The following is a 20,252-nucleotide window of genomic DNA, read 5'->3' on the forward strand; positions in this document are numbered from 1 at the left end:
GCCTGTTTGACGCAGGCGCCCAAAAAAATGCCCCGAGTTCGGGGCGGGGTTCACATCCAGTACGCCTACAGCGCGCTGATCTGCACTTTGCGCCACTTGATGATACCGCCGGGTGCACCCTGGGGGCCGTTGGCAAACTGCAAGGCAAAGGGGCCGCTGGCGAATTTACTGTCCTGAATGTTGACGGTCTGGACACCGTTCATTTCGACGATCAGGTTCGTGCCTTTGGCCGTGATCAGGAAAGTGTTCCACTTGCCGCCCGCCTTGGGCATCGGTGAGACCTTGGCGAAATCGACAATGGCGCCCGTCCCGTAGCTGGGGTCGGGGCGCTGGTCGTAGATGTTGACTTCATACGAGTTCGTGGCGGCAACTTTCTTGGGATCGGCGATCCGCATGAAAATACCGCTGTTGGTGGTGTGGTCTGCCCAGAACTCTGCCCTGATCTGAAAGTCCTTGTACGAATTTTTCGTCACCAGGTAGCTGGCCACGGAAGCCTTGTCGGCGACCAATAGGCCGTCCTCCATGCGCCAATTGGCATCACCCAATCGGTCCCAGTTCTGCAGGGTGTCCGGGCCTCCCACCAGCGTGGTCCACCCCGCGTCTGCCCGCATGTGGGAGCACGCAGCGACGCTTGCTGCGACAACCAGCAAGGCCAGGCTTCTGGCGAAAAAACGGTTCATGAGGTCTCCTGTGTTTGAATCAAGATCGGTGATTGCCACGCCGGATACTGCACCGTTTGTCCAGGGTGTCAATCCATACTCACCCTCCGGCGCGGCCTGCGTGCGGGAACAAGGCGTCAGGCTCCTGCTACATTGCGGGCATGACGAAGCAAGCAAACGACGAGACCAGCGTGGCCGGCGGCGACCTGGCCGGCAAACACATCGTGCTGGGCCTGTCGGGCGGCATTGCCTGCTACAAGGCCGCCGAGTTGTGCCGGGCCCTGATCAAACAGGGCGCGACCGTGCAGGTGGTGATGACCGAGGCCGCCGAGCAGTTCATCACGGCCGTGACGCTGCAGGCACTGAGCGGCCGGCCGGTGTTCACCAGCCAGTGGGACAGCCGACCCGCTGGCGGCATCGACAACAGCATGGCGCACATCAACCTGAGCCGCGAGGCCGACGCCATCCTGATCGCCCCCTGCAGCGCCGACTTCATGGCCAAGCTGCTGCACGGCCGGGCCGATGACCTGCTCAGCCTGATGTGCCTGGCGCGGCCGATGGCCACGGTGCCGCTGCTGATTGCCCCGGCCATGAACCGCGAGATGTGGGCGCATCCCGCGACGCAGCGCAACCTGGCCCAGTTGTCTGCTGATGGCGCCACGATCCTGGGCGTGGGTTCGGGCTTTCAGGCCTGTGGAGAGACCGGCGATGGCCGCATGCTGGAGCCGCCGGAGCTGCTCGAAGACATCATTGCCTTCTTCCGTCCCAAGCTACTGGCTGGCCAGAAGCTGCTGGTGACGGCCGGGCCGACTTACGAAGCCCTGGACCCGGTGCGCGGCATCACGAATTTGTCGAGTGGCAAGATGGGTTTTGCGATTGCCCGCGCCGCCCAGGAGGCGGGGGCCGAGGTCACGCTGGTCGCCGGGCCGGTGAGCCTGCCGACGCCGCGCGGCGTCACCCGCGTCGACGTGCGCTCAGCACAAAATATGCTTGAAGCCGTTATGCAGAAGGCGCCAGCAGCTACTGTATTTATAGCAACTGCTGCGGTGGCCGACTGGCGTCCGGCCAGCAGCTCGGAGCGAAAGATCAAGAAAGACGGCTCCGGCCAGCCACCGCAATTGTCGTTTACCGAGAACCCCGACATTCTGGCGACTGTGGCGCAATCGGCACGCGCCCAGTCGGGCGAGCTGTTCTGCGTGGGTTTTGCCGCCGAGAGCCACGACCTGGAACACAACGCGCAGGCCAAACGCAAGCGCAAGGGCGTGCCGCTGCTGGTCGGCAACATCGGTCCGGCCACCTTTGGCCGTGATGACAATGCCCTGCTGCTGGTGGATGCCCAGGGCAGCAGGGAACTGGCGCGTGCTTCCAAGCTGTCGCTGGCCCGTGAGCTGGTGGCCGATATTGCCACCCGTCTTTCCTGAAGGCCAAACCAGCCATGAACCGGATCCCTGACACGCCGCCGGACGGTGACTTCGCGCGTTATGTAGAGCAACTGAGCGCTCGATCGGCTGCCACTGCGCTGGCGCGCGAAGCGGGTGCGGTGCTCCCGTCCGGCAAGCTCGGGAACCCTGTCGCTGCGCCTGCGTCCGCGCCAGGTCCTGACGAACCGGTGGAGACAACCATGGGCTTGAGGGTCTGGTCCATGGTGCGCTGGGCGCTGCTCGCCTGGATTGCCCTGCAGATTCTTGAAGTATTTTTCCCGCGCGTCGGCATCCTGAGCTTGCCCCTGTTGTTGGCGGTGGTCGGCTGGCTGCTGTATCGCTTCAAGCAGGCCTCGACCGGTGCGCCGGGCGACACCCTGCGCCGGCTGGTCGAGCGCGCCACCCAAGAATTGACTCAACGGAAATAGCGAGATGAAAATCGACATCAGGATTCTCGATGCCAGGCTGCAGGACAACTTGCCGGCTTATGCCACCCCCGGAAGTGCCGGGCTTGACTTGCGGGCCTGCCTGGACGCTCCCCTGACCCTGCAGCCCAACGCCTGGCAACTGGTGCCCACGGGCATTGCCATCTACCTGCAAGACCCCGGTTACGCGGCCCTGATCCTGCCGCGCTCTGGACTGGGGCACAAACACGGCATCGTGCTGGGTAACCTGGTCGGCCTGATTGACAGCGACTACCAGGGCCAGTTGATGGTGAGTGCCTGGAACCGCAGTGATGTGGCCTTCACCATCGAGGCGATGGAACGTATCGCGCAACTGGTGATTGTTCCGGTGATGCAGGCCGAGTTCAACGTGGTGCAGGCGTTTGCTGCCAGTGAGCGCGGCGAAGGCGGCTACGGTTCGACCGGCAAAGCCTGACGGGTCGCCGGGTCGCGAGCGTCAGGCTTTTCCTACAGTTGCGGATAGTGGCTTCCCACGCCTTCACAGCCTTGCCCCCCACCCCAGCCGCCCGTGAACTAACCTGTAATAAGGCATGTTCCGGATCAGGGCCCGCTGTCGGCCGACAGACCCCTTTGACGGTTCGGGCAGTTTTTAAATTACCGGAGATTTCCTCATGAACACATCCCGTTTCTTCACCGTCACTTCTGCTGTGGTGCTGGTCGCCGGTCTGGCCGCTTGCGCTGCGCCCATGAGCCAGCAGCCCGTTGCCACGTTTCCCCAACAGACACAGACTTTCCCGAACCAGGCGCCGCAGGGCAACTTTATGGAATACGGCCGCGTCAGCAACGTGGAGCTTGTCCAGACCCAGGAACAAGCCAAGGCGACCGGCGGACTCGGTATGGTGCTCGGTGGGGTGGCCGGTGCAGTGGTGGGCCGCCAGATCGGCGGCGGCAGCGGCCGTGATATCGCGACCGTGGTGGGTGCGGTTGGCGGCGCTGTAGCCGGCAACGCCATTGAAGCAAACCGCAATGCTGCCAACGCCCCGGTCAACCAGACCTACCGTGTGTCGGTACAGATGGACAATGGCACCATGCGTGCCTATGAGGTTCCTTCTTTTGGCGAGTTGCGTATCGGTGACCGCGTGCGGATCCAGAACAACCAGCTTTTCCGCATGATGTAATTTGCGGCCGTCCAGCAAAAAACCGGCATGCCGCGAGGCCTGCCGGTTTTTTCTTGCTCTTTTTTCGGACGCGCTTAGTGCAGTGTGTTGTTGCCCGGCGCCTGTGCTTCCAGCCTGAAAAATCCGGTTCCCATGGTTCCTTGGCCAATCTCCTCCTCGCTGGCTTCACGCACCGATTCAACCTTCAGGCTCAGGCGGATCGCGATGCCGGCCAGCGGGTGGTTGCCGTCCAGCACCACGTGTTCTGGATAAATCTCGGTGACCGTATAGATCAGCTTGGTTTGGATATCGGCGCTGCAGCCGGCAGGCAGGGCGGCACCATCGAATGTCATGCCTTCTTCCAGCTCTGCAGGAAACAGCTTGCGCGGCTCCAGGAAAACACGGTTTTCGTCGTAGTCACCAAACGCGTCCTCGGGTTCCAGATGCAGGTCCAGGCTGTCTCCCGCGTCGTGGCCTTGCAGGCGCTCTTCAATTTTTGCGAGCAGGTCGTCGCCGCCCAGCAGGAATTCCACCGGCTCATCGAGTTCGTCAAGGACCTCGCCCAAGGTATCTTTCAGCGTCCAGGTCAGGGCAACAACGCATTGCGGGGTGATTTTCATCCGACAATTGTCCCATGGATGTCACTTTAGCCCTTCCCCTGCTCGGCGGTCTCACCCCGCAGCAATTCATGCGCCGTCACTGGCAGAAAAAGCCTTTGCTGGTGCGCCAGGCCATCCCCGGATTCCGGCCGGTGCTTGACCGCGCGTCGCTGTTCCGGCTGGCCGGGCAGGCGCATGTGGAGTCGCGTCTGGTGCAGCAACAGGCCAAAGGCTGGCGCATGAAGCAGGGGCCGTTCGGGCCGCGCAGCCTGCCGGCCTTGTCAGTACCCGCCTGGACGCTGCTGGTTCAGGGCGTGGACCTGCATGATGCGCGGGCGCATGCGCTGTTGCAACAGTTCCGTTTTATCCCTGATGCCAGGCTGGACGACCTGATGATTTCCTTTGCCACATCGGGCGGGGGCGTGGGGCCGCACTTCGACAGTTACGATGTTTTTCTGCTGCAGGCCAGTGGCCGGCGGCGCTGGAAGATCGGCAAGCAGAAAGACTTGAGCCTGCAGGAAGGAGTACCTCTGAGAATCCTGCAGAACTTTGAAGCAGAAGAGGAGTTCTTGCTGGAGGCGGGTGACATGCTGTACCTGCCGCCGCGCTACGCACACGATGGCCTGGCCGAGTCGTGTGTCGGCGCGGACGGCAGGGCGCAGGACTGCATGACCTACTCGATCGGGTTTCGCGCGCCGGGCCGCAGTGAACTGGCGGGCGAACTGCTGCAACGTCTTGCTGATTTTGACGGCGAGGCCCAAACCGGCGCTGCCCCGCATCTGTACACGGACCGCGCCCAGGCTGCAACTGCCACACCGGCGGCCTTGCCGTCGGGCCTGCTTGAATTTGCACAGCAGGCTTTGCACGATGCCTTGAAAGATCCGCTGGCACTGGCCTGTGTGTTGGGCGAGTACCTGACCGAGCCCAAGGCTTCCGTGTGGTTTGACGAGCCGGCCGGTCCTTGGGACACGGGCCATCCGGGCGGGCTCTGCCTGGATCCGCGTAGCCGCATGCTGTATGACACCCACCATGTGTTTCTTAACGGCGAGAGTTATCGGGCAAGAGGCGCCGATGCGGCGTTGATGCGCCGCCTTGCCGACCAGCGCGGTTTGTCGACGACCGATTTGCGCAAAGCCAGCGAGGCTGCGTTGGATTTGCTGGCGGACTGGTATGCGGCCGGCTGGCTGGCTCACGCGCCTGCCTGAGACGCAGGTTGCATGTAAAAATGACTCGCGTTCAACGGGACCAAGCCATGGACAGTGATCAATCGCCTGTACCCCCTTCGCCGCTTTTGCAGGGGCGCTTTGAAGGCCGCTCCGCGTTTGCCGACCTGGTGCGCCGCGCCTTTGCCGTCGCGGCCGAGCAAGGGTGGCGTGAAATCATTGTGTGCGACCCCAATTTCGAGGACTGGCCGCTCGGCGAGCGTGTGGTGGCGCAGGCGCTCAACGACTGGTCGGCATCGGGCCGCAAGTTGACCATGCTGGCGCAAAACTACGATGAGGTGATCCGGCGGCATGCGCGTTTTGTGACCTGGCGCCGCACCTGGTCGCACATCGTCGATTGCCGTGGCCATGTATCTGGAGAACTGCCCAGCGTGTTCTGGAGTCCTGGCTGGGCGTTTGAGCGGCTTGACTTGGCTCACAGCACTGGCGTGGCAGGCTCGGAGGCAGGCCGGCGTGTTGCGTTGAAAGAGCGGCTGGCCGAGAAACTGCAGCGTAGCAGCCCGGCTTTTGCGGCGACCACACTCGGCATCTAGTCGCTTGGTTGTTCGGCCAGCATGTCGCCGGGGTTGTCAATTCCGGGTTTCTACGCGCGTGAAAACCCGCATATAATGCCGGTCTGGGAAGAAAGAGCTCGAGTCCTTTTGCCCGGTCAAGCACAGCTCGGATCGTTTCGATTTGAGTTTTTTTTTGACGATTTCCGGAAATTGTTTTCTCATTCATCAAGGATCATTCAAATGAACAAGTCTCTCGTTTTGGCAGCCATCGTTGCAGCCGTCGCCCTGGTTGCCTGCGGTAAAAAAGAAGAAGCCGCTGTTCCTGCGCCGGCACCAGCACCTATGGCTGCTCCCGCACCAGCGCCTATGCCTGCTCCTGCGCCAGCCGCTGACGCTTCGGCTCCTGCCGCACCGACGCCTGACCTCGCCGCCAGCGCTGCTGCAGAAGCTGCCAAGAAGTAATTCTTCGCCAGCCCTCAAAAATGCCGCCCTCGGGCGGCATTTTTCATGGGCAAACGCTTACAGCGTGAGCCAGGGTGTGCCGCTGCCGGCATCGGCCACCACAATATCAGTACTGCGGCAGCCTAGGGCCTGAGACAGCAGTTTTTGCGCCAGGGCCGGTCGGTTGTTCTGCTGGCTCAGGTGCGCGGCCACCAGGTGTTTCAGCCCGTTGTGGCATACGCTACGGGCAATCTGCGCTGCAGCGTCATTGGACAAATGACCAAATTGGCCGCTGACACGCTGCTTCAGGAAAAACGGATAAGCCGATGCCTCCAGCATCTCGCTGTCGTGGTTGGACTCCAGCATCAGCGCGTCGCACAACTGAAGGTGATCCAGCACATGGGCGGTCGCATGGCCAAGGTCGGTCAGAATGCCCAGCTTGGCGGCGCCATCTGTACAGGTCAATTGCAGCGGTTCGCGCGCGTCGTGCGGAACCGTGAACGGCATGAGTTGCAGGCCGCCCAGATCAATGGCGACGCCATCCTGGGCAATGCGCAACCAGCCTTCAAAATCAGGTTTGTCCAGCGCGCTGTAAGTGCCCATGCTCATCCAAACGGGCACACCATGACGCAGTGCGAACTGCCGGGCGCAACCAATGTGGTCACTGTGTTCGTGGGTGATGAAAATGGCATTGATGTCGCTGTTGGCCAGGCCGGCCTCGGCCAGCCGCAGCGAGAGCTGCCGGATGCCCAGACCGCAATCGACCAATACGCGAAACGCGGGCCGGCCGCCCGCCTCGATCAGCGTGGCGTTGCCGGTGCTGCCGCTGCCCAGGCTTTTAAACCGCAACACCTGGAACAGCTAGCCAGACTTATCTCAGGTCGTCTGCAATCACCTGCACGATGCGCCGGGCATTGGCCGACGCCTCGGGCGCGCCTTGCTCGTTGAGTACGGACACGGTGGTTGCCTCGGCCTGACTGCGCACGGAAATCCGGTATTTCAGGGGCGGAATGGCTGCCGGCGAGCTGAACATCTTGGCAAAGAAGCCCGGCTCCTTCTTGTCCGCCGTGGGTTCGACGTAACGCACGAAATAAGTGCCCTGCGCGCGGTCACGGTCCTCGACGGTGAAGCCGGTGCGATCCAATGCCAGGCCGACCCTGCGCCAGGCGCGCTCGAAACCTTCATCGATCTGGACCACCGGGACGTTGTTGACATCGGCGACACGCGAGGTCTGGCGGTTTGTGCCACTGGCCACCAGGGCTCTGGACTGTTCTTGCGTGACGCCCAGTTTGACCATTAACCGGCGCAGGAATTCCGCTTCCAGTTCGGGGTCGGCTGGACGCGGTTGCCAGACGGTGCTTTCGCCCGACTTGACCGGACCTGTGGTGCGGCTTTCCTGAACGGTTTCGACCATGCCGCGGTGGCTGATGTAAATCTCGGTGCCGCCGGTCGGGGTGCGTTCCAGGCGGGTGCGGAACTTGTCACGTTCGCCGGTGGAGTACAGGTTGTCCAGCAGTTTTCCGAGCGTGGCCCGAATGAAGTCCTGAGGCAACTTGGCACGATTTTCAGCGTAGTCGGTTTCCATGATGCCCAGGTTTTCCTGGTCCAGGGTCATCAGGAAGCCACTTTCCTGCCAGAACTCGCGCACCGGGCCCCACAGCTTGTCGGCCGGGCGGTTGACCACCAGCCAGCGCTGGCTGCCGGCGCGTTCGATCCGGACATCACCCACTGTCGTTGCTGCTGTGGGCACGGACTGCGTGGTCTGGCCGACCTGGTAGCCACTGGCGGTGACGGCCGTGCCGGGCACGACGTAACGCGTCTCTCGTGACAACTGGGTCAAGTCCGGGGGCACGTCGAGTGAAGCGCCTTTGGTGGCGGACTTGTAATCGACCTTGTCACCCTGCAAGGCCTCGCCGATCGACGAGCAACCGGACAGGACGAGGGCGGCAGCAAGCGCCATCAATGGCAGGGGCAAGAGGGGCTGGCGGGAGGCGTTGTGCATGGGCAATGTCTTCTTCACGTGGATTCCCTTAAAAATTAGATCAGGCCACAAACGCGCAATGCGTTTTCGACCGTGGCTTCGTTGGCAGTTTCAAGCGGTGTCATGGGCAGGCGCAAGGTTCCGCCGCACAGCCCCATGCGAGCCATCGCCCATTTGACCGGGATCGGATTGGCTTCGACAAACAGATGTTTGTGCAAAGGCAGCAGCTGGAGCTGGATCTTCATCGCGGCGCGGCTGTTGCCGGCAATCGCCGCGACACACAACTCGTGCATCAGGCGCGGTGCCACATTGGCCGTCACGCTGATGTTGCCCTGACCGCCACACAGCATCAGTGCCACGGCGGTCGGGTCATCACCCGAGTAGACCGCAAAACCGGCCGGCACTTCCTTGATCAGCCACTGCGCGCGCTCGATGTTGCCGGTAGCTTCCTTGATGCCGACAATGCCGGGGACCTGCGCCAGCCGCAATACCGTGGGATGCAGCATGTCACCCACGGTACGGCCAGGGACGTTGTACAGCACCATGGGCAGCTCGACCGCTTCGGCAATGGCGGTGAAATGGCGGTACTGGCCTTCCTGGGTAGGCTTGTTGTAGTAAGGCACGACCTGCAACTGGCAATCGGCGCCCACTTTTTTGGCAAAACGCGCAAGTTCGATGGCTTCAGAGGTCGAATTGGCGCCGCAACCAGCCATCACGGGAACGCGGCCTTTGGCCTGCTCGACCGAGACACGGATGATTTCGCAGTGTTCCTCCACATTGACGGTCGGCGATTCGCCGGTGGTGCCCACCACGCCGATGCAGTCGGTACCTTCGGCAATGTGCCAGTCCACCAGCTTGCGCAAAGTCGGGTAGTCAACGCTGCCGTCTTCATGCAGGGGTGTGGCCAGTGCAACGATGCTGCCGGTAATGGTATTCATGTCTGTGTGTCAGGTTGAGGGGCCCGGCCTGCCGGTATCAAACCGGGAAATCAGGCTGATTGCGCATTCTACTCAGTGCGCAGTGAAGGGTTTATCCCGACAGGGGGCTGCTGTCGTCGATGCTCGCGAGCAGGCGCTGGCGTCCCGACAGCACATGGCGCTCTGCGGCAGACCTGGCCTTGACTTTGGCACCCTTGACGATGGCCTCGTAAATCGACTTGTGCTCGATGTTGGAGCGCCGCATGTTGCCCGGCGAGTTGAAATAACGCCGGCGGAACAGGTGCAGTTCCTTGACATAGTCGTCATAGGTGGCGTGCGCGCGCTGGTTGTTCGACAGGCGCAGGATCAATGCGTGGAACTGCAGGTTCAGGTCGTAATAGCGGTCGGCGTCCTCGGCCTCGCAGGCTGCGTCCATCTGCGTCAGCAACAGCTCGAACTGCTGCTTGTGCTCTTCGCCGATGTGCTCGGTGGCGCGTTCAGCGGCAAAGCCGAACACCAGGGCGCGCAGGTCATAAATCTCCAGCATTTCACGCATCGAGATCTGCCGCACAAACACACCGCGGTTGAGGACGGCTTTCACGATGCCCAGACCAGTGAGCATGCGGATGGCCTCCCGGATGGGGCCGCGGCTGGTGCCCATGCGCAAGGCCAGCGCTGCCTCGTTGAGCCGTTCGCCAGGCTTGAGCACCCCGGTGTAGATCAGGTGTTTGAGCTCGTCGGCGATGAGGATCGGCAGTCCCTGCTCGGGCTTTTCTCTGGGGGATGACATGGGCTTGACGGCCGGTAGGGCGCTTTGCGGGCGCATGACAAGAGGTGCCGCTATGGTAGCGGACTCGCACTGACAAGAGATCAAATTTCGTAAAAGTGTTCTCTTTTATATAAAAAGTGTTGACACTTGTAGCCTCCAAAGAAGACACTCGCCCTTCGTTTTTGATTTTTCGGATTCCCCATGCCTCACATGCCTGCTTCTTCCGCGCTAGCGCGCTTTCGCGTGGTGGACCTCACCCAGGTTCGCGCCGGACCCACCGCCTGCCGGCAGTTGGCTGATTGGGGGGCGGACGTGATCCAGGTGCAGATGCCTGAACACATGCGCGGCGATGACACGCTGGGCGGTCAGGAAGGCTCTGACTACCAGTACACCCACCGCAACAAACGCTCGATCACGCTCAATCTCAAGGAGCCGGAGGGCATCAGTGTGCTCAAACGCCTGATTGCAGGTGCCGATGTGGTGGTGGAGAACTTCCGGCCCGACGTCAAGTTCCGCCTTGGCATCGACTATGACACCCTGGCTGTGGGCAACCCCGGCTTGGTGTACGCCAGCATTTCGGGCTTCGGCCAGACCGGCCCGCTGGCCGCGCGGCCCGGTTTTGACCAGATCGCCCAAGGCATGGGTGGCCTGATGTCGGTGACCGGTATGGTCGAACAGGGCCCCATGCGTGTGGGCATTCCGATCGCCGACCTGTGCGCCGGTATATTTGCGGCCCAGGGCATCCTGGTGGCACTGCTTGAGCGCCAGACCTCGGGCAAGGGTCAGTGGCTGCACACATCGCTGCTGGAGTCGATGGTCTACATGATGGATTTTCAGACCTCGCGCTGGCTGATTGACGGCGAAGTTGCCACGCAAGCTGGCAACTTCCACCCGACCAGCATTCCGACCGGCGTCTACAAGGCGCGCGACGGCTACATGAACATCGCGGTGTTTGGCTCCAAGATCTGGGAACGCTTTTGCGACATCCTGGGCGCGCCGCAGTGGGTCAGTGACGAGCGTTACAAGGACAAACGTGGGCGATCCATCAACCGCGACACGCTCAACGCCGAAATCAACCGGCTGCTGGCGGCGCAGGACAGGGACTACTGGATAGAGCGGCTGAACGCCGGCGGCGTGGCCTGTGGTCACATCAACAGCATGGACGAGGTGTTCGAAGAGCCGCAGATCCAGCACCTAGCCATGGTCAAGGAGGTGGTGTCCAAACACCTGGGGGCGCAGCGCCTGGTCGGCCAGCCGGTGCAGCTTGAGCGCACGCCCAGCACCATTGCCCGCGCGGCGCCGCGCCGCGGCGAGCACACCGAGGAAATCCTGGCCGAACTGGGCTGGGGTGCCGATGACCTGGCGCGCATGAAATCAACCGGAGTTTATTGATGGCTGAGCTGACTTATGAGTCCCCCACCGAACGGGTGTTGACCTGGCTGGAAGCGTCCACGCTGCACATCCGTTTCAACAACCCGGCGCGTCACAACGCGCTGTCGGTCGACATGTGGGAGGCGGTACCGGCGCTGCTGCGCCTGGCCGAAACCGATGAGCGGGTGCGGCTGGTGGTGTTTTCAGGGGCCGGCGAGAAGGCCTTCGTGTCCGGTGCCGATATATCCCAATTTGAGGACATGCGGGCCGCGCAAGAAGCCGTCACGCGTTATGAACAGATGGCGGAAACCGCCCTGATGAGCATCCTCAACTTCAGCAAACCCACGCTGTCGTGTATACGTGGTTACTGCATAGGCGGCGGCGTGAACGTGGCGATCAGTTGCGACATCCGCATTGCCGCGAGCGACTCGGTGTTTGCGATTCCGGCGGCGCGCCTGGGCCTGGGCTACCGCTACTCGGCCATGAAAAACCTGGTCGACCTGATCGGCCCCGGCGCGGCGAAAGACCTGTTTTTCACGGCCCGAAAGATTGACGCGGCCGAGGCCCACGCGCTGGGTCTGGTGTCGCGTGTGTGCGCGCCGGAGCACTTGCCGGCGCTGCTGGAGGACTACGCGGCGGCGATGGCGGCCAATGCGCCGCTGACGATACGCGCGGCCAAGGCCATCACGGCAGAAATCCTCAAGCCTTCGACCGAGCTGGACCTGGCGTTGTGCCAGCAATTGATACGCGGCTGTTTCGACAGTGCCGACTACGCGGAGGGTCGCAAGGCCTTCATGGAAAAACGCAAACCGGTGTTCACGGGGAAGTAAAGAAGACTGCCAACCGCTCGCACGCTCGCTCACACCACCCACCCACAGGAACCCAGCCATGCAGTCTTACTGGATGAAGACCCTCAATAACGAATCCACGCTGGAGTTGCGTGAAGTCGCGCAGCCCGAACCCGGTCCGCAGCAACTGCTGGTGCGCCTGCACGCTGCCGGGCTCAACCGCGGCGAACTTCTCACCGGTCTGAGTGCGACCGGCAAGGCGGTGGGCATGGAGGGCGCCGGCGAGGTCGTGAAGCCTGGCGCGGGCGTTACCGGCTTTCAGCCAGGCGATCGTGTCATGGGCCGCTGCACCGCCGCGTTTTCGGAATACGTCTTGATGGACCTGCATGAAGTGATGCATATGCCGGCCGCGCTGTCCTGGGAAGAGGCCGCCAGTGTGCCGCTGACCTTCATGGTGGTTTATGACATGCTGGTTGAGCAGGGTCGCCTGGCTGGCGGTGAGTGGCTGCTGGTCAATGGCATCTCGTCTGGCGTCGGCGTGGCGGCCCTGCAGACAGCGAAGGCGCTGGGGGCGCAGGTGATTGGCACGTCGGGGTCGGCTGAAAAGCTGGCCCGGTTGCAGCCTTTGGGGCTGGACGTCGGCCTGTGCACACGCAAGGCCGATTTTTACGAGGCTGTCATGCAGGCCACGGCCGGCAAGGGGGTGAACCTTGTCGTCAATGCGGTCGGGGGTTCGGTGTTTGCCGAAGGCCTGCGTTGCCTGGCTTTCGAGGGGCGTCATGCCACCGTCGGTTACGTGGACGGCTCATTGAAAGCCGAGCTCGACCTCGAAGCCCTGCACATGAAACGCCTGCACCTGTTTGGCGTGTCCAACAAGTTACGCACGCGCGAGCAGCGCGCCCGCAGCGTGGCCGGCTTCATCACTGACGTGTGGCCAGCGCTGGCCGACGGCCGCATCCGTCCGCTGGTGGACAAGGTGTTTGCGTTCGGCGAACTGCCTGCCGCCAAGGCTTGCATGGACGCCAACCAGCACCTCGGAAAAATTGTGCTCGCCATGCCCTAGCCCCTCACATCAACAAGGAGACAACACCGTGACAACAAAAGAATTTTTATCCGCATTGCTGATAGGCAGCCTGAGCCTGAGCGCAGCCGCCCAGGCGCCGGCCTATCCCGCGAAACCGGTGCGCATGCTGGTTGGCTTTGCACCGGGCGGGGCGGCCGACTATGTGGCCCGGGCCATGAGCGAGGCGCTCGGCAAGTCCATGGGCCAGCCCATCGTGATCGAAAACCGCGCCGGCGCCGGCTCCAGCATTGCGGCCGAAGCCGCGGCAAAGGCCGCCCCGGATGGCTACACCATTCTGATTGCCAGCCCGAGCAGTATTTCGGTGAACCCGGCGCTCAACCCCAAGCTGGGTTACACCGCCCGCGACCTCATGCCTATCACCAAGGTCACCACCTCGCCGCTGGTGATTGCCGCCAACCCGGCCCAGGGCATCACGTCCGTCAAGGACCTCATCGACAAAGCCAAAAAGGCGCCAGGCACGCTCAACTACGCGACCTCGGGCAACGGCTCGGCCCCACATCTGGGCGCCGCTCTGTTCCTGCAGATCACCGGCGTGCAGATGACACACATCCCGTTTCGTGGCGGTGGGCCGGCCGTGCAGTCAGTGATCGCCGGCGACACCCAGCTGACCTTCGGCACGCCGCCGTCGGTGCTGCCCATGGTGCAGGCCGGGCGCCTGCGCGGCCTGGCGGTCAGCACGCGCGAGCGCTCGGCGCTGGTCCCTGGTGTGCCGGGCATGGCCGAGGCCGGCCTGCCGGAATACAGCATCGAGTTCTGGTACGGGCTTTTTGTGCCGGTTGGCACGCCGCCAGCCATCGTCAAGAAAATTTTTGACGCGACCACCGTGGCGATGCAGCAGCCCTCTGTCAAGGCCGCGCTGGCCCGTGAAGGTACGGACGTGGCACTGTCGGCCTCGCCCGAGCAGTTTGCCGGTTTCCTCAATGAAGATGCGAAGTTCTGGGTCAAGCTGGTCAAGGATGCGGGCGTCAAGCTCGACTGAGCCTGCGCCTACAGACGGTACCGCGGCACATGGCCGACCGGCGAGGTTTCCCGGACCGCCGCGATGCGCTGCACGAAGCGCGTCGGGGCGTCCCGAAAGCCGTCTTCAAAGGCGACGACGCGCAAGCCCTGGCAGACTTTCAGTAATTCGCCCGGACGCAGCAGGAAGTCGGGTCGCGAGGGTTTGCCGACGGTTTCGTTGCCCTGCGCGAAGGTTTCGTAGATCAACACACCGCCAGGTGCCAGACTGTCCAGCAGCGCCGGCAGCAACGGGCGCCACAGGTAGTTGGTGACGACCACCGCATCAAACTGTCGCCCCGCAAAGGGCCACGGGCCGGCTTCAATATCGGCCACCACCTTTTCGCAGGCATCCGCCGGAATTGCTATCGAATCAATAGCTGCTTGCGCTTTATCCACAAGGGCTAGAGGGTGTTTTAGCTTGTAAAACCACCAGGCGTGACGGCCCTGGCCGCAAGCCACATCCAGCACTGTGCCCCCGGGCCGGACCAGGTGCGACCAGCGCTGCACCCAGTCAGAAGCGGGCTCGCTGCCGTGTGGGCTGAGGGGGGAGGCTGAGGTGCTCACAATGGCTTGACCTCGTCCTTCAATGCGGCCAGCGCCATGTTTTCAACCACGCCGGGTGCCATCAGCTTGAGCCAGCGGCCGAGCTTGCCTTTGGCTGTCATCACCACCTCGCGCTCGCGCCGCTCCATGCCTTCGACGATCAGGCGGGCGCATTCCTCCACGCTCATGGCGCCGTCTTCCTTGAGCCCGCTGCTGCCGGCCGGTGCACCGGCGGCGTTGAAGCCGCGGTGCCGGATCTGCGTGGCGACCACGCCGGGATAGGCGGTGGTGACGCTGACACCGGCGTTTTTCATTTCTGCGCGCAGCGCTTCAAAAAAACCGGTCATGGCAAATTTCGTCGCGCTGTAAGCGGTGCGGCCCGGCACACCGACCAGGCCGGCCAGGCTGGACACCGCGACGATGCTGCCCCGGCTTTGTTTGAGAGCCGGGAGGGCCGCATGGGTGCACCAGACGCTGCCCCAAAGGTTGATTTTCATCAGTTGTTCGTACCAGCCGAGGTCCTCCATCCTGACCTCGGCGAACAGCGCCTGCGCCGACATGCCGGCGTTGTTGATCAGCGTATCAATACGGCCGAAGTGGTTCAGGGCTGCTGTGATCAGCGCGCTGCACTGGGATGGTTCGGAGACGTCGGTGCGGACCACCAGCGCGCTCGCGCCCCTGGCCTGGCACTGCGCCGCCACGGCTTGCAGGGCCTCTTCGTTACGGGCGGCCAGCACCAGCGACAGTTGTGCGCCATGGCGCTGCGCGAGCTGGCGCGCCATTTCAGCGCCTATGCCCTCGGAGGCGCCCGTGATCACGATGGTTTTCATGCCGCTGTCTCCCGTTCGTTTTTTTTGGAGACGCAAGCCTATCACCTAAAAACAGGCCCAGATCTGGTCGGCCAGGGTGCGCAGAAAGTCGGGCCGGGTGTACAGCGCAAACACGCCCACGCTGGCCGCGACGGCCAGCGAGTGGAGGGCGAGTTTGCGTGCCATCTCAGGCGCCTTGCGGGACCGTGGCGGGGCGAGTCCGCTGGATTGCGGTTTCGCGCACCGGCAGGTTCACCAGCGCCGCAAACACGCCCAGCGCAATGGCGATGTACCAGACGATGTCGTAACTGCCGGTGCGGTCATACAGGTAGCCGCCCAGCCAGACACCCAGGAAAGAGCCGATCTGGTGGCTGAAAAACACAAAACCGCTGAGCATGGACAGATGCTGGATGCCGAAAATCTGCGCCACGACGGCATTGGTCGGCGGAATGGTGGACAGCCAGAGCAGTCCCATCAGGCTGGCAAAGATGTAGACGCTGAGCGGGCTCAGCGGCGCAGCCAGGAACACCGCAATCACCACGGCCCGCGCGAAATAGATGAAGGCCAGGATGTTTTTCTTGGACAGGCGCTGGCCCAGCGTGCCGGCGGCGTAAGTGCCGAACACATTGAACAGGCCGATCAGCGCCAATGCATAACTGGCGACTTCCGGCGACAGGCCCTTGTCGCGCAGGTAGCTGGGCATGTGCACCCCGATGAACACGACCTGGAAGCCGCAGACAAAATAGCCGGCCATCAGCAACTGGAAACTCGGGTACTTGAAGGCTTCCTTCAATGCCTGGAAGATGGTCTGCTCGCGCGGCGGTGCCTGGCCGGGCCCGAAACTTGTTTCACGCAGGCCGAAGGCCAGGGGGGCAATCAGCAGCACGGCGGCGCTGAGCACCAGCAGCGCCTCCTTCCAGCCCAGGCCACTGATCAAAAAACCTTCCACCGGCACCATCAGGAACTGCCCGAAGGATCCGGCCGCGGCGGCCACACCCATGGCCCAGGAGCGCTTCTCGGCCGGGATGTTGCGCCCGATCACGCCGTAGATCACGGCGTAGGTGGTTCCGGCCTGGGCGGCACCGATCAAAATGCCAGCGGTCAGTGTGAACATCAGGCCGCTGGTCGACATCGCCATACCGACCAGGCCCAAGGCGTACAACACGGCGCCGCCAATGATCACGCGAAAGGCACCAAAACGGTCGGCCAGCATGCCGGCAAAAATCCCGAAAATGCCCCAGGACAGGTTTTGCACCGCAATCGCCAGCGCAAAGGTCTGGCGGGTCCAGCCCTGTTCCTGGGTGATGGGCAGCAGCCACAGGCCGAAGCCGTGGCGTATGCCCATGGACAGGGTGACGATGATGGCGCCGCACAGCAGCACCTGGGTCATGGAGAGGTTTCGTGATGTCGATGGCATGCTCTGAATGTAACCAGACGAGGGTTTTTCTGCTCCCCGGAATGTTCATGGATTTGATGAGAAATACGCATGAGTGGGCGGGCGTCGATTTTTGAGCTGTGTATTCATCCAGTTATCAAATCCTGCCGGACTACAATCAGCGCTCCCATGGCGACCAAACTACCCAACGACTATTCCGAAGGCTCAATCCGCGTGCTCAAGGGCCTGGAGCCCGTCAAGCAGCGGCCGGGCATGTACACGCGCACCGACAACCCGCTGCACATCATCCAGGAAGTGCTGGACAACTCGGCCGACGAGGCGCTGGCCGGACACGGCAAAAAGATCAAGGTGACGCTGCACACCGACGGCTCGGTCAGCATCGAGGATGACGGCCGCGGCATTCCCTATGGCCTGCACCCGGAAGAAAAGGCGCCGGTGATCGAGCTGGTGTTCACCCGCCTGCATGCCGGCGGCAAGTTCGACAAGGGCAAGGGCGGGGCCTACAGCTTTTCTGGCGGCCTGCATGGCGTCGGTGTCAGCGTGACCAATGCACTGTCCAAACGGCTGGAGGCCACCTCTTACCGTGACGGCATGGTCGCCAAGTTGGTGTTCGAGGCCGGCGAGGTCACCGAGAAACTCCACCTGCGCAAGGCCGTCGAGGGTGACCGCAAGTCCGGCACCACGGTGCGGGCCTGGCCTGATGCCAAATACTTTGAAGCCTCGGCGCTGCCCATGGCCGAGCTCACCCACCTGCTGCGCAGCAAGGCGGTGCTGATGCCCGGCGTCACCGTGACGCTGGCGGTGGAAAAAACCAAAGAGGTGCAGACCTGGATTTACAAGGGTGGCCTGCGCGACTATTTGATGCAGACCTTGCCGGCCGATCCGGTGATTCCCTTGTTTGAAAATGAAGGTTTTGCCGACGCCGCGCACGACAGTTTTGCCGAGGGCGAGGGCGCCCAGTGGTGCCTGGCCTTCACCGAGGACGGCCAGCCGGTGCGCGAGAGTTATGTCAACCTGATCCCGACCAGCGCCGGTGGCACGCACGAAAGCGGCTTGCGCGATGGCGTGTTCCAGGCGGTCAAGAGTTTTGTCGACCTGCATTCGCTCCTGCCCAAGGGCGTCAAGTTGTTGCCTGAAGACGTGTTTGCGCGCGCCAGTTATGTGCTCTCCGCCAAGGTGCTGGACCCGCAGTTTCAGGGCCAGATCAAGGAACGCCTCAATTCCCGTGACGCGGTGCGCCTGGTGTCCAGCTGTGTGCGGCCGACGCTGGAGCTGTGGCTGAACCAGCATGTCGACTATGGCAAAAAACTCGCCGAACTGGCCATCAAGGCGGCGCAAAGCCGGCAAAAAGCCGGCCAGAAGGTCGAAAAACGCAAGGGCTCTGGCGTGGCCGTGTTGCCCGGCAAGCTGACCGATTGTGAAAGCCGCGACCTGGCGCACAACGAGGTGTTTCTGGTCGAGGGCGACTCGGCCGGTGGCAGCGCCAAGATGGGCCGCGACAAGGAAAGCCAGGCCATCCTGCCGCTGCGCGGCAAGGTGCTCAACACCTGGGAGGTGGAGCGTGACCGGCTGTTTGCCAACACCGAAATCCATGACATCGCGGTTGCCATCGGTGTTGATCCACACGGCCCCAACGACACGCCCGACCTCAGCGGCCTGCGTTACGGCAAGGTCTGCATCCTGTCCGACGCCGACGTGGACGGATCACACATCCAGGTGCTGCTGTTGACCCTGTTTTTCCGGCACTTCCCGAAACTGATCGAAACCGGCCATGTCTATGTGGCCCGCCCGCCGCTGTTCCGGGTCGATGCGCCGGCCCGAGGCAAAAAACCTGCTTCCAAGGCGTACGCGCTCGATGAGGGGGAGTTGACTGCGATTCTGGACAAGTTGCGCAAGGAAGGCGTGCGCGAAGGGGCTTGGGCCATCAGCCGCTTCAAGGGCCTGGGCGAAATGAATGCGGAACAATTGTGGGAAACCACACTCAATCCAGATACCCGCCGCCTGTTGCCGGTGCAATTGGGCAACATGGATTTTGCCCAGACCGAGTCCCTGGTGACCAAACTGATGGGCAAGGGTGAGGCCGCTGCGCGGCGCGAACTGATGGAACTCCACGGGGACGCCGTGGAAATTGACATTTAAAGGTAGCGATACATGACAGTGATGCAACTCCACCGGCATGGGTATGTTCATGCATAAAAAGCGGCGCCAGCCCATGGCGCTTGGGCGCAAGCTGCTATCTTTTTTGATGGCTGCGGCGATGGGGCTGCTCGCCGTACCGGCCCGCGCCGATGTCTGGGGGTATGTCGATAACGCGGGCGTCGCCCATTTTTCTGCCGAGCGCCTCGACGAGCGATACCAGCTCTTCTTTCGCAGCGGCGAAACTTTTGACACCAGCCGTGGCAACCGCGGGCTGCCGCCTTACAACCCAGGTGCAACCGGCGCACCGCCAAAGTTGCTGGCCTTTTTCGATGTGTCCCCCAATTACAAGGCGGTCAAACATCTGCTGCGTGAGGCCTCGGTGGCGCAGGACATCGACTATGAATTGCTGCAGGCGCTGATTGCGACCGAATCGGGCTTCAACACCCATGCGGTCTCGCCCAAGGGTGCTGTCGGCCTGATGCAATTGATGCCGCCGACGGCCCAACAATACGGCGTCAGGCCGGACACGAGGGCGACGATCGAAAAAAAGCTGACCGATCCCAGGACCAATATTCGCGCCGGCTCGCGTTACCTGCGCTACCTGATCGACTTGTTCCCCGGCCAGCTCGAACTGGCGGTGGCAGCCTACAACGCCGGAGAAGGCGCGGTCCAGCGTGCCGGCAACAAGATCCCGAATTACACTGAGACAAAAAACTACGTCAAAACCGTGATGCAACTGTATGCCCACCTGAAACCGCCCAGCGCGCTGGTTGATGCGCGCCGGCCAGGTCGAGTCCGACTGGAAATGATGGGTGGCAACACTGGCCGGCCTGCGGGTGGCGCCACCGGGCGCGGTAATCAGCCCCTCCCCTTGGTGGGGCAGATGCCGGTCGCACCGGAATTCAAGATTGAACGGGAGTAGGGCCTGTCTTCACGATTTATGCAAGATGCGTTGCGCGTTTCACCGCAACCCGGGGGCAACGGGATGAAAACAAAGCCATTCCGCGTTGCACTCCCAACCCAGACGCGCAGTTTGGGTGCCGTCGCGCGCCTCGATT

At 62.6% G+C, this 20,252-nt stretch carries 22 protein-coding genes; 13 read left to right on the plus strand and 9 right to left on the minus strand.

Going from position 1 to position 20,252, the window contains the following annotated elements:
* Positions 1 to 65 precede the first annotated feature (65 nt).
* The gene (locus ACH2CW_RS16805; RefSeq protein WP_395060225.1) at positions 66 to 680 is read right to left on the minus strand and encodes a DUF1080 domain-containing protein; all 615 of its coding nucleotides are present in this window, start codon (positions 678 to 680) and stop codon (positions 66 to 68) included.
* Positions 681 to 820: 140 nt separating this feature from the next.
* On the opposite strand from ACH2CW_RS16805, the gene coaBC reads away from it, so the two are divergent.
* From coaBC to ACH2CW_RS16825, 4 genes are all read left to right on the plus strand, one after another.
* Positions 821 to 2,080 (plus strand): bifunctional phosphopantothenoylcysteine decarboxylase/phosphopantothenate--cysteine ligase CoaBC, encoded by a 1,260-nt coding sequence (gene coaBC, locus ACH2CW_RS16810; RefSeq protein WP_395060227.1) that lies wholly within the window; start codon positions 821 to 823, stop codon positions 2,078 to 2,080.
* Positions 2,081 to 2,094: 14 nt separating this feature from the next.
* Positions 2,095 to 2,508: a hypothetical protein gene (locus tag ACH2CW_RS16815; RefSeq protein ID WP_395060229.1), complete on the plus strand. Its 414-nt coding sequence runs from the start codon at positions 2,095 to 2,097 to the stop codon at positions 2,506 to 2,508.
* Positions 2,509 to 2,512: 4 nt separating this feature from the next.
* Positions 2,513 to 2,959 carry a dUTP diphosphatase gene (dut, locus tag ACH2CW_RS16820; RefSeq protein WP_395060231.1) on the plus strand — a complete coding sequence of 149 codons (447 nt, stop codon included), beginning with the start codon at positions 2,513 to 2,515 and terminating at the stop codon, positions 2,957 to 2,959.
* 196 nt (positions 2,960 to 3,155) lie between these two features.
* Positions 3,156 to 3,662 (plus strand): glycine zipper 2TM domain-containing protein, encoded by a 507-nt coding sequence (locus ACH2CW_RS16825; RefSeq protein WP_395060233.1) that lies wholly within the window; start codon positions 3,156 to 3,158, stop codon positions 3,660 to 3,662.
* Between the two features lie 74 nt (positions 3,663 to 3,736).
* Here the strand turns inward: ACH2CW_RS16825 and ACH2CW_RS16830 are convergent, their stop codons facing one another.
* On the minus strand, positions 3,737 to 4,261 hold the full coding sequence (locus tag ACH2CW_RS16830) for a peptidylprolyl isomerase (protein ID WP_395060235.1): 525 nt from the start codon (positions 4,259 to 4,261) through the stop codon (positions 3,737 to 3,739).
* A gap of 14 nt (positions 4,262 to 4,275) precedes the next feature.
* Here ACH2CW_RS16830 and ACH2CW_RS16835 point away from each other — a divergent pair, with 14 nt between their 5' ends.
* The 3 genes from ACH2CW_RS16835 (at position 4,276) to ACH2CW_RS16845 (ending at position 6,419) form a co-directional block, all read left to right on the plus strand.
* The gene (locus ACH2CW_RS16835) at positions 4,276 to 5,445 is read left to right on the plus strand and encodes a JmjC domain-containing protein (protein ID WP_395060237.1); all 1,170 of its coding nucleotides are present in this window, start codon (positions 4,276 to 4,278) and stop codon (positions 5,443 to 5,445) included.
* Between the two features lie 47 nt (positions 5,446 to 5,492).
* Positions 5,493 to 5,996: a hypothetical protein gene (locus ACH2CW_RS16840; protein ID WP_395060239.1), complete on the plus strand. Its 504-nt coding sequence runs from the start codon at positions 5,493 to 5,495 to the stop codon at positions 5,994 to 5,996.
* A gap of 201 nt (positions 5,997 to 6,197) precedes the next feature.
* Positions 6,198 to 6,419: a hypothetical protein gene (locus tag ACH2CW_RS16845; RefSeq protein WP_395060361.1), complete on the plus strand. Its 222-nt coding sequence runs from the start codon at positions 6,198 to 6,200 to the stop codon at positions 6,417 to 6,419.
* A gap of 57 nt (positions 6,420 to 6,476) precedes the next feature.
* Here the strand turns inward: ACH2CW_RS16845 and ACH2CW_RS16850 are convergent, their stop codons facing one another.
* The 4 genes from ACH2CW_RS16850 to ACH2CW_RS16865 form a co-directional block, all read right to left on the minus strand.
* Entirely contained in the window at positions 6,477 to 7,250 is a 774-nt protein-coding gene (locus ACH2CW_RS16850; protein ID WP_395060241.1) for an MBL fold metallo-hydrolase, read from the minus strand.
* A 19-nt stretch (positions 7,251 to 7,269) separates the two neighbouring features.
* Positions 7,270 to 8,400 (minus strand): outer membrane protein assembly factor BamC, encoded by a 1,131-nt coding sequence (bamC, locus tag ACH2CW_RS16855; protein WP_395060363.1) that lies wholly within the window; start codon positions 8,398 to 8,400, stop codon positions 7,270 to 7,272.
* Positions 8,401 to 8,435: 35 nt separating this feature from the next.
* Positions 8,436 to 9,317 (minus strand): 4-hydroxy-tetrahydrodipicolinate synthase, encoded by an 882-nt coding sequence (gene dapA / locus ACH2CW_RS16860; protein WP_395060243.1) that lies wholly within the window; start codon positions 9,315 to 9,317, stop codon positions 8,436 to 8,438.
* Between the two features lie 91 nt (positions 9,318 to 9,408).
* Positions 9,409 to 10,086 carry a GntR family transcriptional regulator gene (locus tag ACH2CW_RS16865; RefSeq protein ID WP_395060245.1) on the minus strand — a complete coding sequence of 226 codons (678 nt, stop codon included), beginning with the start codon at positions 10,084 to 10,086 and terminating at the stop codon, positions 9,409 to 9,411.
* Between the two features lie 180 nt (positions 10,087 to 10,266).
* Between ACH2CW_RS16865 and ACH2CW_RS16870 the strand changes: the two genes are divergently transcribed.
* From ACH2CW_RS16870 to ACH2CW_RS16885, 4 genes are read left to right on the plus strand one after another with little or no spacing between them, the layout of a single operon-like run.
* A complete protein-coding gene (locus ACH2CW_RS16870) occupies positions 10,267 to 11,457 on the plus strand; it encodes a CaiB/BaiF CoA transferase family protein (protein WP_395060247.1) in 1,191 nt (396 codons plus the stop codon).
* On the plus strand, positions 11,457 to 12,266 hold the full coding sequence (locus ACH2CW_RS16875; RefSeq protein WP_395060249.1) for an enoyl-CoA hydratase: 810 nt from the start codon (positions 11,457 to 11,459) through the stop codon (positions 12,264 to 12,266). The genes ACH2CW_RS16870 and ACH2CW_RS16875 overlap by 1 nt, the downstream gene beginning before the upstream one ends.
* 58 nt (positions 12,267 to 12,324) lie before the next feature.
* Positions 12,325 to 13,287 carry a zinc-binding dehydrogenase gene (locus ACH2CW_RS16880; RefSeq protein WP_395060251.1) on the plus strand — a complete coding sequence of 321 codons (963 nt, stop codon included), beginning with the start codon at positions 12,325 to 12,327 and terminating at the stop codon, positions 13,285 to 13,287.
* Between the two features lie 28 nt (positions 13,288 to 13,315).
* Positions 13,316 to 14,287, plus strand: a complete 972-nt coding sequence (locus ACH2CW_RS16885; RefSeq protein WP_395060253.1) for a tripartite tricarboxylate transporter substrate binding protein — start codon at positions 13,316 to 13,318, stop codon at positions 14,285 to 14,287.
* Between the two features lie 8 nt (positions 14,288 to 14,295).
* On the opposite strand, the gene ACH2CW_RS16890 is transcribed toward ACH2CW_RS16885, so the two are convergent.
* The 3 genes from ACH2CW_RS16890 to ACH2CW_RS16900 all read right to left on the minus strand — a co-directional run bounded on the left by ACH2CW_RS16890 (position 14,296) and on the right by ACH2CW_RS16900 (position 17,076).
* Positions 14,296 to 14,871 (minus strand): class I SAM-dependent methyltransferase, encoded by a 576-nt coding sequence (locus ACH2CW_RS16890; RefSeq protein ID WP_395060255.1) that lies wholly within the window; start codon positions 14,869 to 14,871, stop codon positions 14,296 to 14,298.
* Positions 14,868 to 15,680 (minus strand): SDR family oxidoreductase, encoded by an 813-nt coding sequence (locus ACH2CW_RS16895; RefSeq protein WP_395060257.1) that lies wholly within the window; start codon positions 15,678 to 15,680, stop codon positions 14,868 to 14,870. The genes ACH2CW_RS16890 and ACH2CW_RS16895 overlap by 4 nt, the downstream gene beginning before the upstream one ends.
* A gap of 166 nt (positions 15,681 to 15,846) precedes the next feature.
* Positions 15,847 to 17,076 (minus strand): MFS transporter, encoded by a 1,230-nt coding sequence (locus ACH2CW_RS16900; protein WP_395060259.1) that lies wholly within the window; start codon positions 17,074 to 17,076, stop codon positions 15,847 to 15,849.
* Between the two features lie 147 nt (positions 17,077 to 17,223).
* On the opposite strand from ACH2CW_RS16900, the gene ACH2CW_RS16905 reads away from it, so the two are divergent.
* Positions 17,224 to 19,194 (plus strand): DNA topoisomerase IV subunit B, encoded by a 1,971-nt coding sequence (locus tag ACH2CW_RS16905; RefSeq protein ID WP_395060261.1) that lies wholly within the window; start codon positions 17,224 to 17,226, stop codon positions 19,192 to 19,194.
* 43 nt (positions 19,195 to 19,237) lie between these two features.
* The gene (locus ACH2CW_RS16910; RefSeq protein ID WP_395060263.1) at positions 19,238 to 20,116 is read left to right on the plus strand and encodes a lytic transglycosylase domain-containing protein; all 879 of its coding nucleotides are present in this window, start codon (positions 19,238 to 19,240) and stop codon (positions 20,114 to 20,116) included.
* Positions 20,117 to 20,252 lie beyond the last annotated feature (136 nt).

The organism is Polaromonas sp. (genome assembly GCF_043778355.1).
Taxonomy (GTDB): Bacteria; Pseudomonadota; Gammaproteobacteria; order Burkholderiales; family Burkholderiaceae_C; genus Polaromonas.

What these genes read in the sequence shown, in the direction of transcription:
- dapA (WP_395060243.1), bottom strand. Translation starts at nt 9,317, where the DNA reads ATGAATACCATTACCGGCAGCATCGTTGCACTGGCCACACCCCTGCAT.
- coaBC (WP_395060227.1), top strand. Translation starts at nt 821, where the DNA reads ATGACGAAGCAAGCAAACGACGAGACCAGCGTGGCCGGCGGCGACCTG.
- ACH2CW_RS16815 (WP_395060229.1), top strand. Translation starts at nt 2,095, where the DNA reads ATGAACCGGATCCCTGACACGCCGCCGGACGGTGACTTCGCGCGTTAT.
- ACH2CW_RS16835 (WP_395060237.1), top strand. Translation starts at nt 4,276, where the DNA reads ATGGATGTCACTTTAGCCCTTCCCCTGCTCGGCGGTCTCACCCCGCAG.
- ACH2CW_RS16825 (WP_395060233.1), top strand. Translation starts at nt 3,156, where the DNA reads ATGAACACATCCCGTTTCTTCACCGTCACTTCTGCTGTGGTGCTGGTC.
- ACH2CW_RS16840 (WP_395060239.1), top strand. Translation starts at nt 5,493, where the DNA reads ATGGACAGTGATCAATCGCCTGTACCCCCTTCGCCGCTTTTGCAGGGG.
- ACH2CW_RS16900 (WP_395060259.1), bottom strand. Translation starts at nt 17,076, where the DNA reads ATGCCATCGACATCACGAAACCTCTCCATGACCCAGGTGCTGCTGTGC.
- ACH2CW_RS16845 (WP_395060361.1), top strand. Translation starts at nt 6,198, where the DNA reads ATGAACAAGTCTCTCGTTTTGGCAGCCATCGTTGCAGCCGTCGCCCTG.
- ACH2CW_RS16880 (WP_395060251.1), top strand. Translation starts at nt 12,325, where the DNA reads ATGCAGTCTTACTGGATGAAGACCCTCAATAACGAATCCACGCTGGAG.
- dut (WP_395060231.1), top strand. Translation starts at nt 2,513, where the DNA reads ATGAAAATCGACATCAGGATTCTCGATGCCAGGCTGCAGGACAACTTG.
- ACH2CW_RS16910 (WP_395060263.1), top strand. Translation starts at nt 19,238, where the DNA reads ATGTTCATGCATAAAAAGCGGCGCCAGCCCATGGCGCTTGGGCGCAAG.
- ACH2CW_RS16905 (WP_395060261.1), top strand. Translation starts at nt 17,224, where the DNA reads ATGGCGACCAAACTACCCAACGACTATTCCGAAGGCTCAATCCGCGTG.
- ACH2CW_RS16830 (WP_395060235.1), bottom strand. Translation starts at nt 4,261, where the DNA reads ATGAAAATCACCCCGCAATGCGTTGTTGCCCTGACCTGGACGCTGAAA.
- ACH2CW_RS16865 (WP_395060245.1), bottom strand. Translation starts at nt 10,086, where the DNA reads ATGTCATCCCCCAGAGAAAAGCCCGAGCAGGGACTGCCGATCCTCATC.
- ACH2CW_RS16870 (WP_395060247.1), top strand. Translation starts at nt 10,267, where the DNA reads ATGCCTCACATGCCTGCTTCTTCCGCGCTAGCGCGCTTTCGCGTGGTG.
- bamC (WP_395060363.1), bottom strand. Translation starts at nt 8,400, where the DNA reads ATGCACAACGCCTCCCGCCAGCCCCTCTTGCCCCTGCCATTGATGGCG.
- ACH2CW_RS16895 (WP_395060257.1), bottom strand. Translation starts at nt 15,680, where the DNA reads ATGAAAACCATCGTGATCACGGGCGCCTCCGAGGGCATAGGCGCTGAA.
- ACH2CW_RS16875 (WP_395060249.1), top strand. Translation starts at nt 11,457, where the DNA reads ATGGCTGAGCTGACTTATGAGTCCCCCACCGAACGGGTGTTGACCTGG.
- ACH2CW_RS16805 (WP_395060225.1), bottom strand. Translation starts at nt 680, where the DNA reads ATGAACCGTTTTTTCGCCAGAAGCCTGGCCTTGCTGGTTGTCGCAGCA.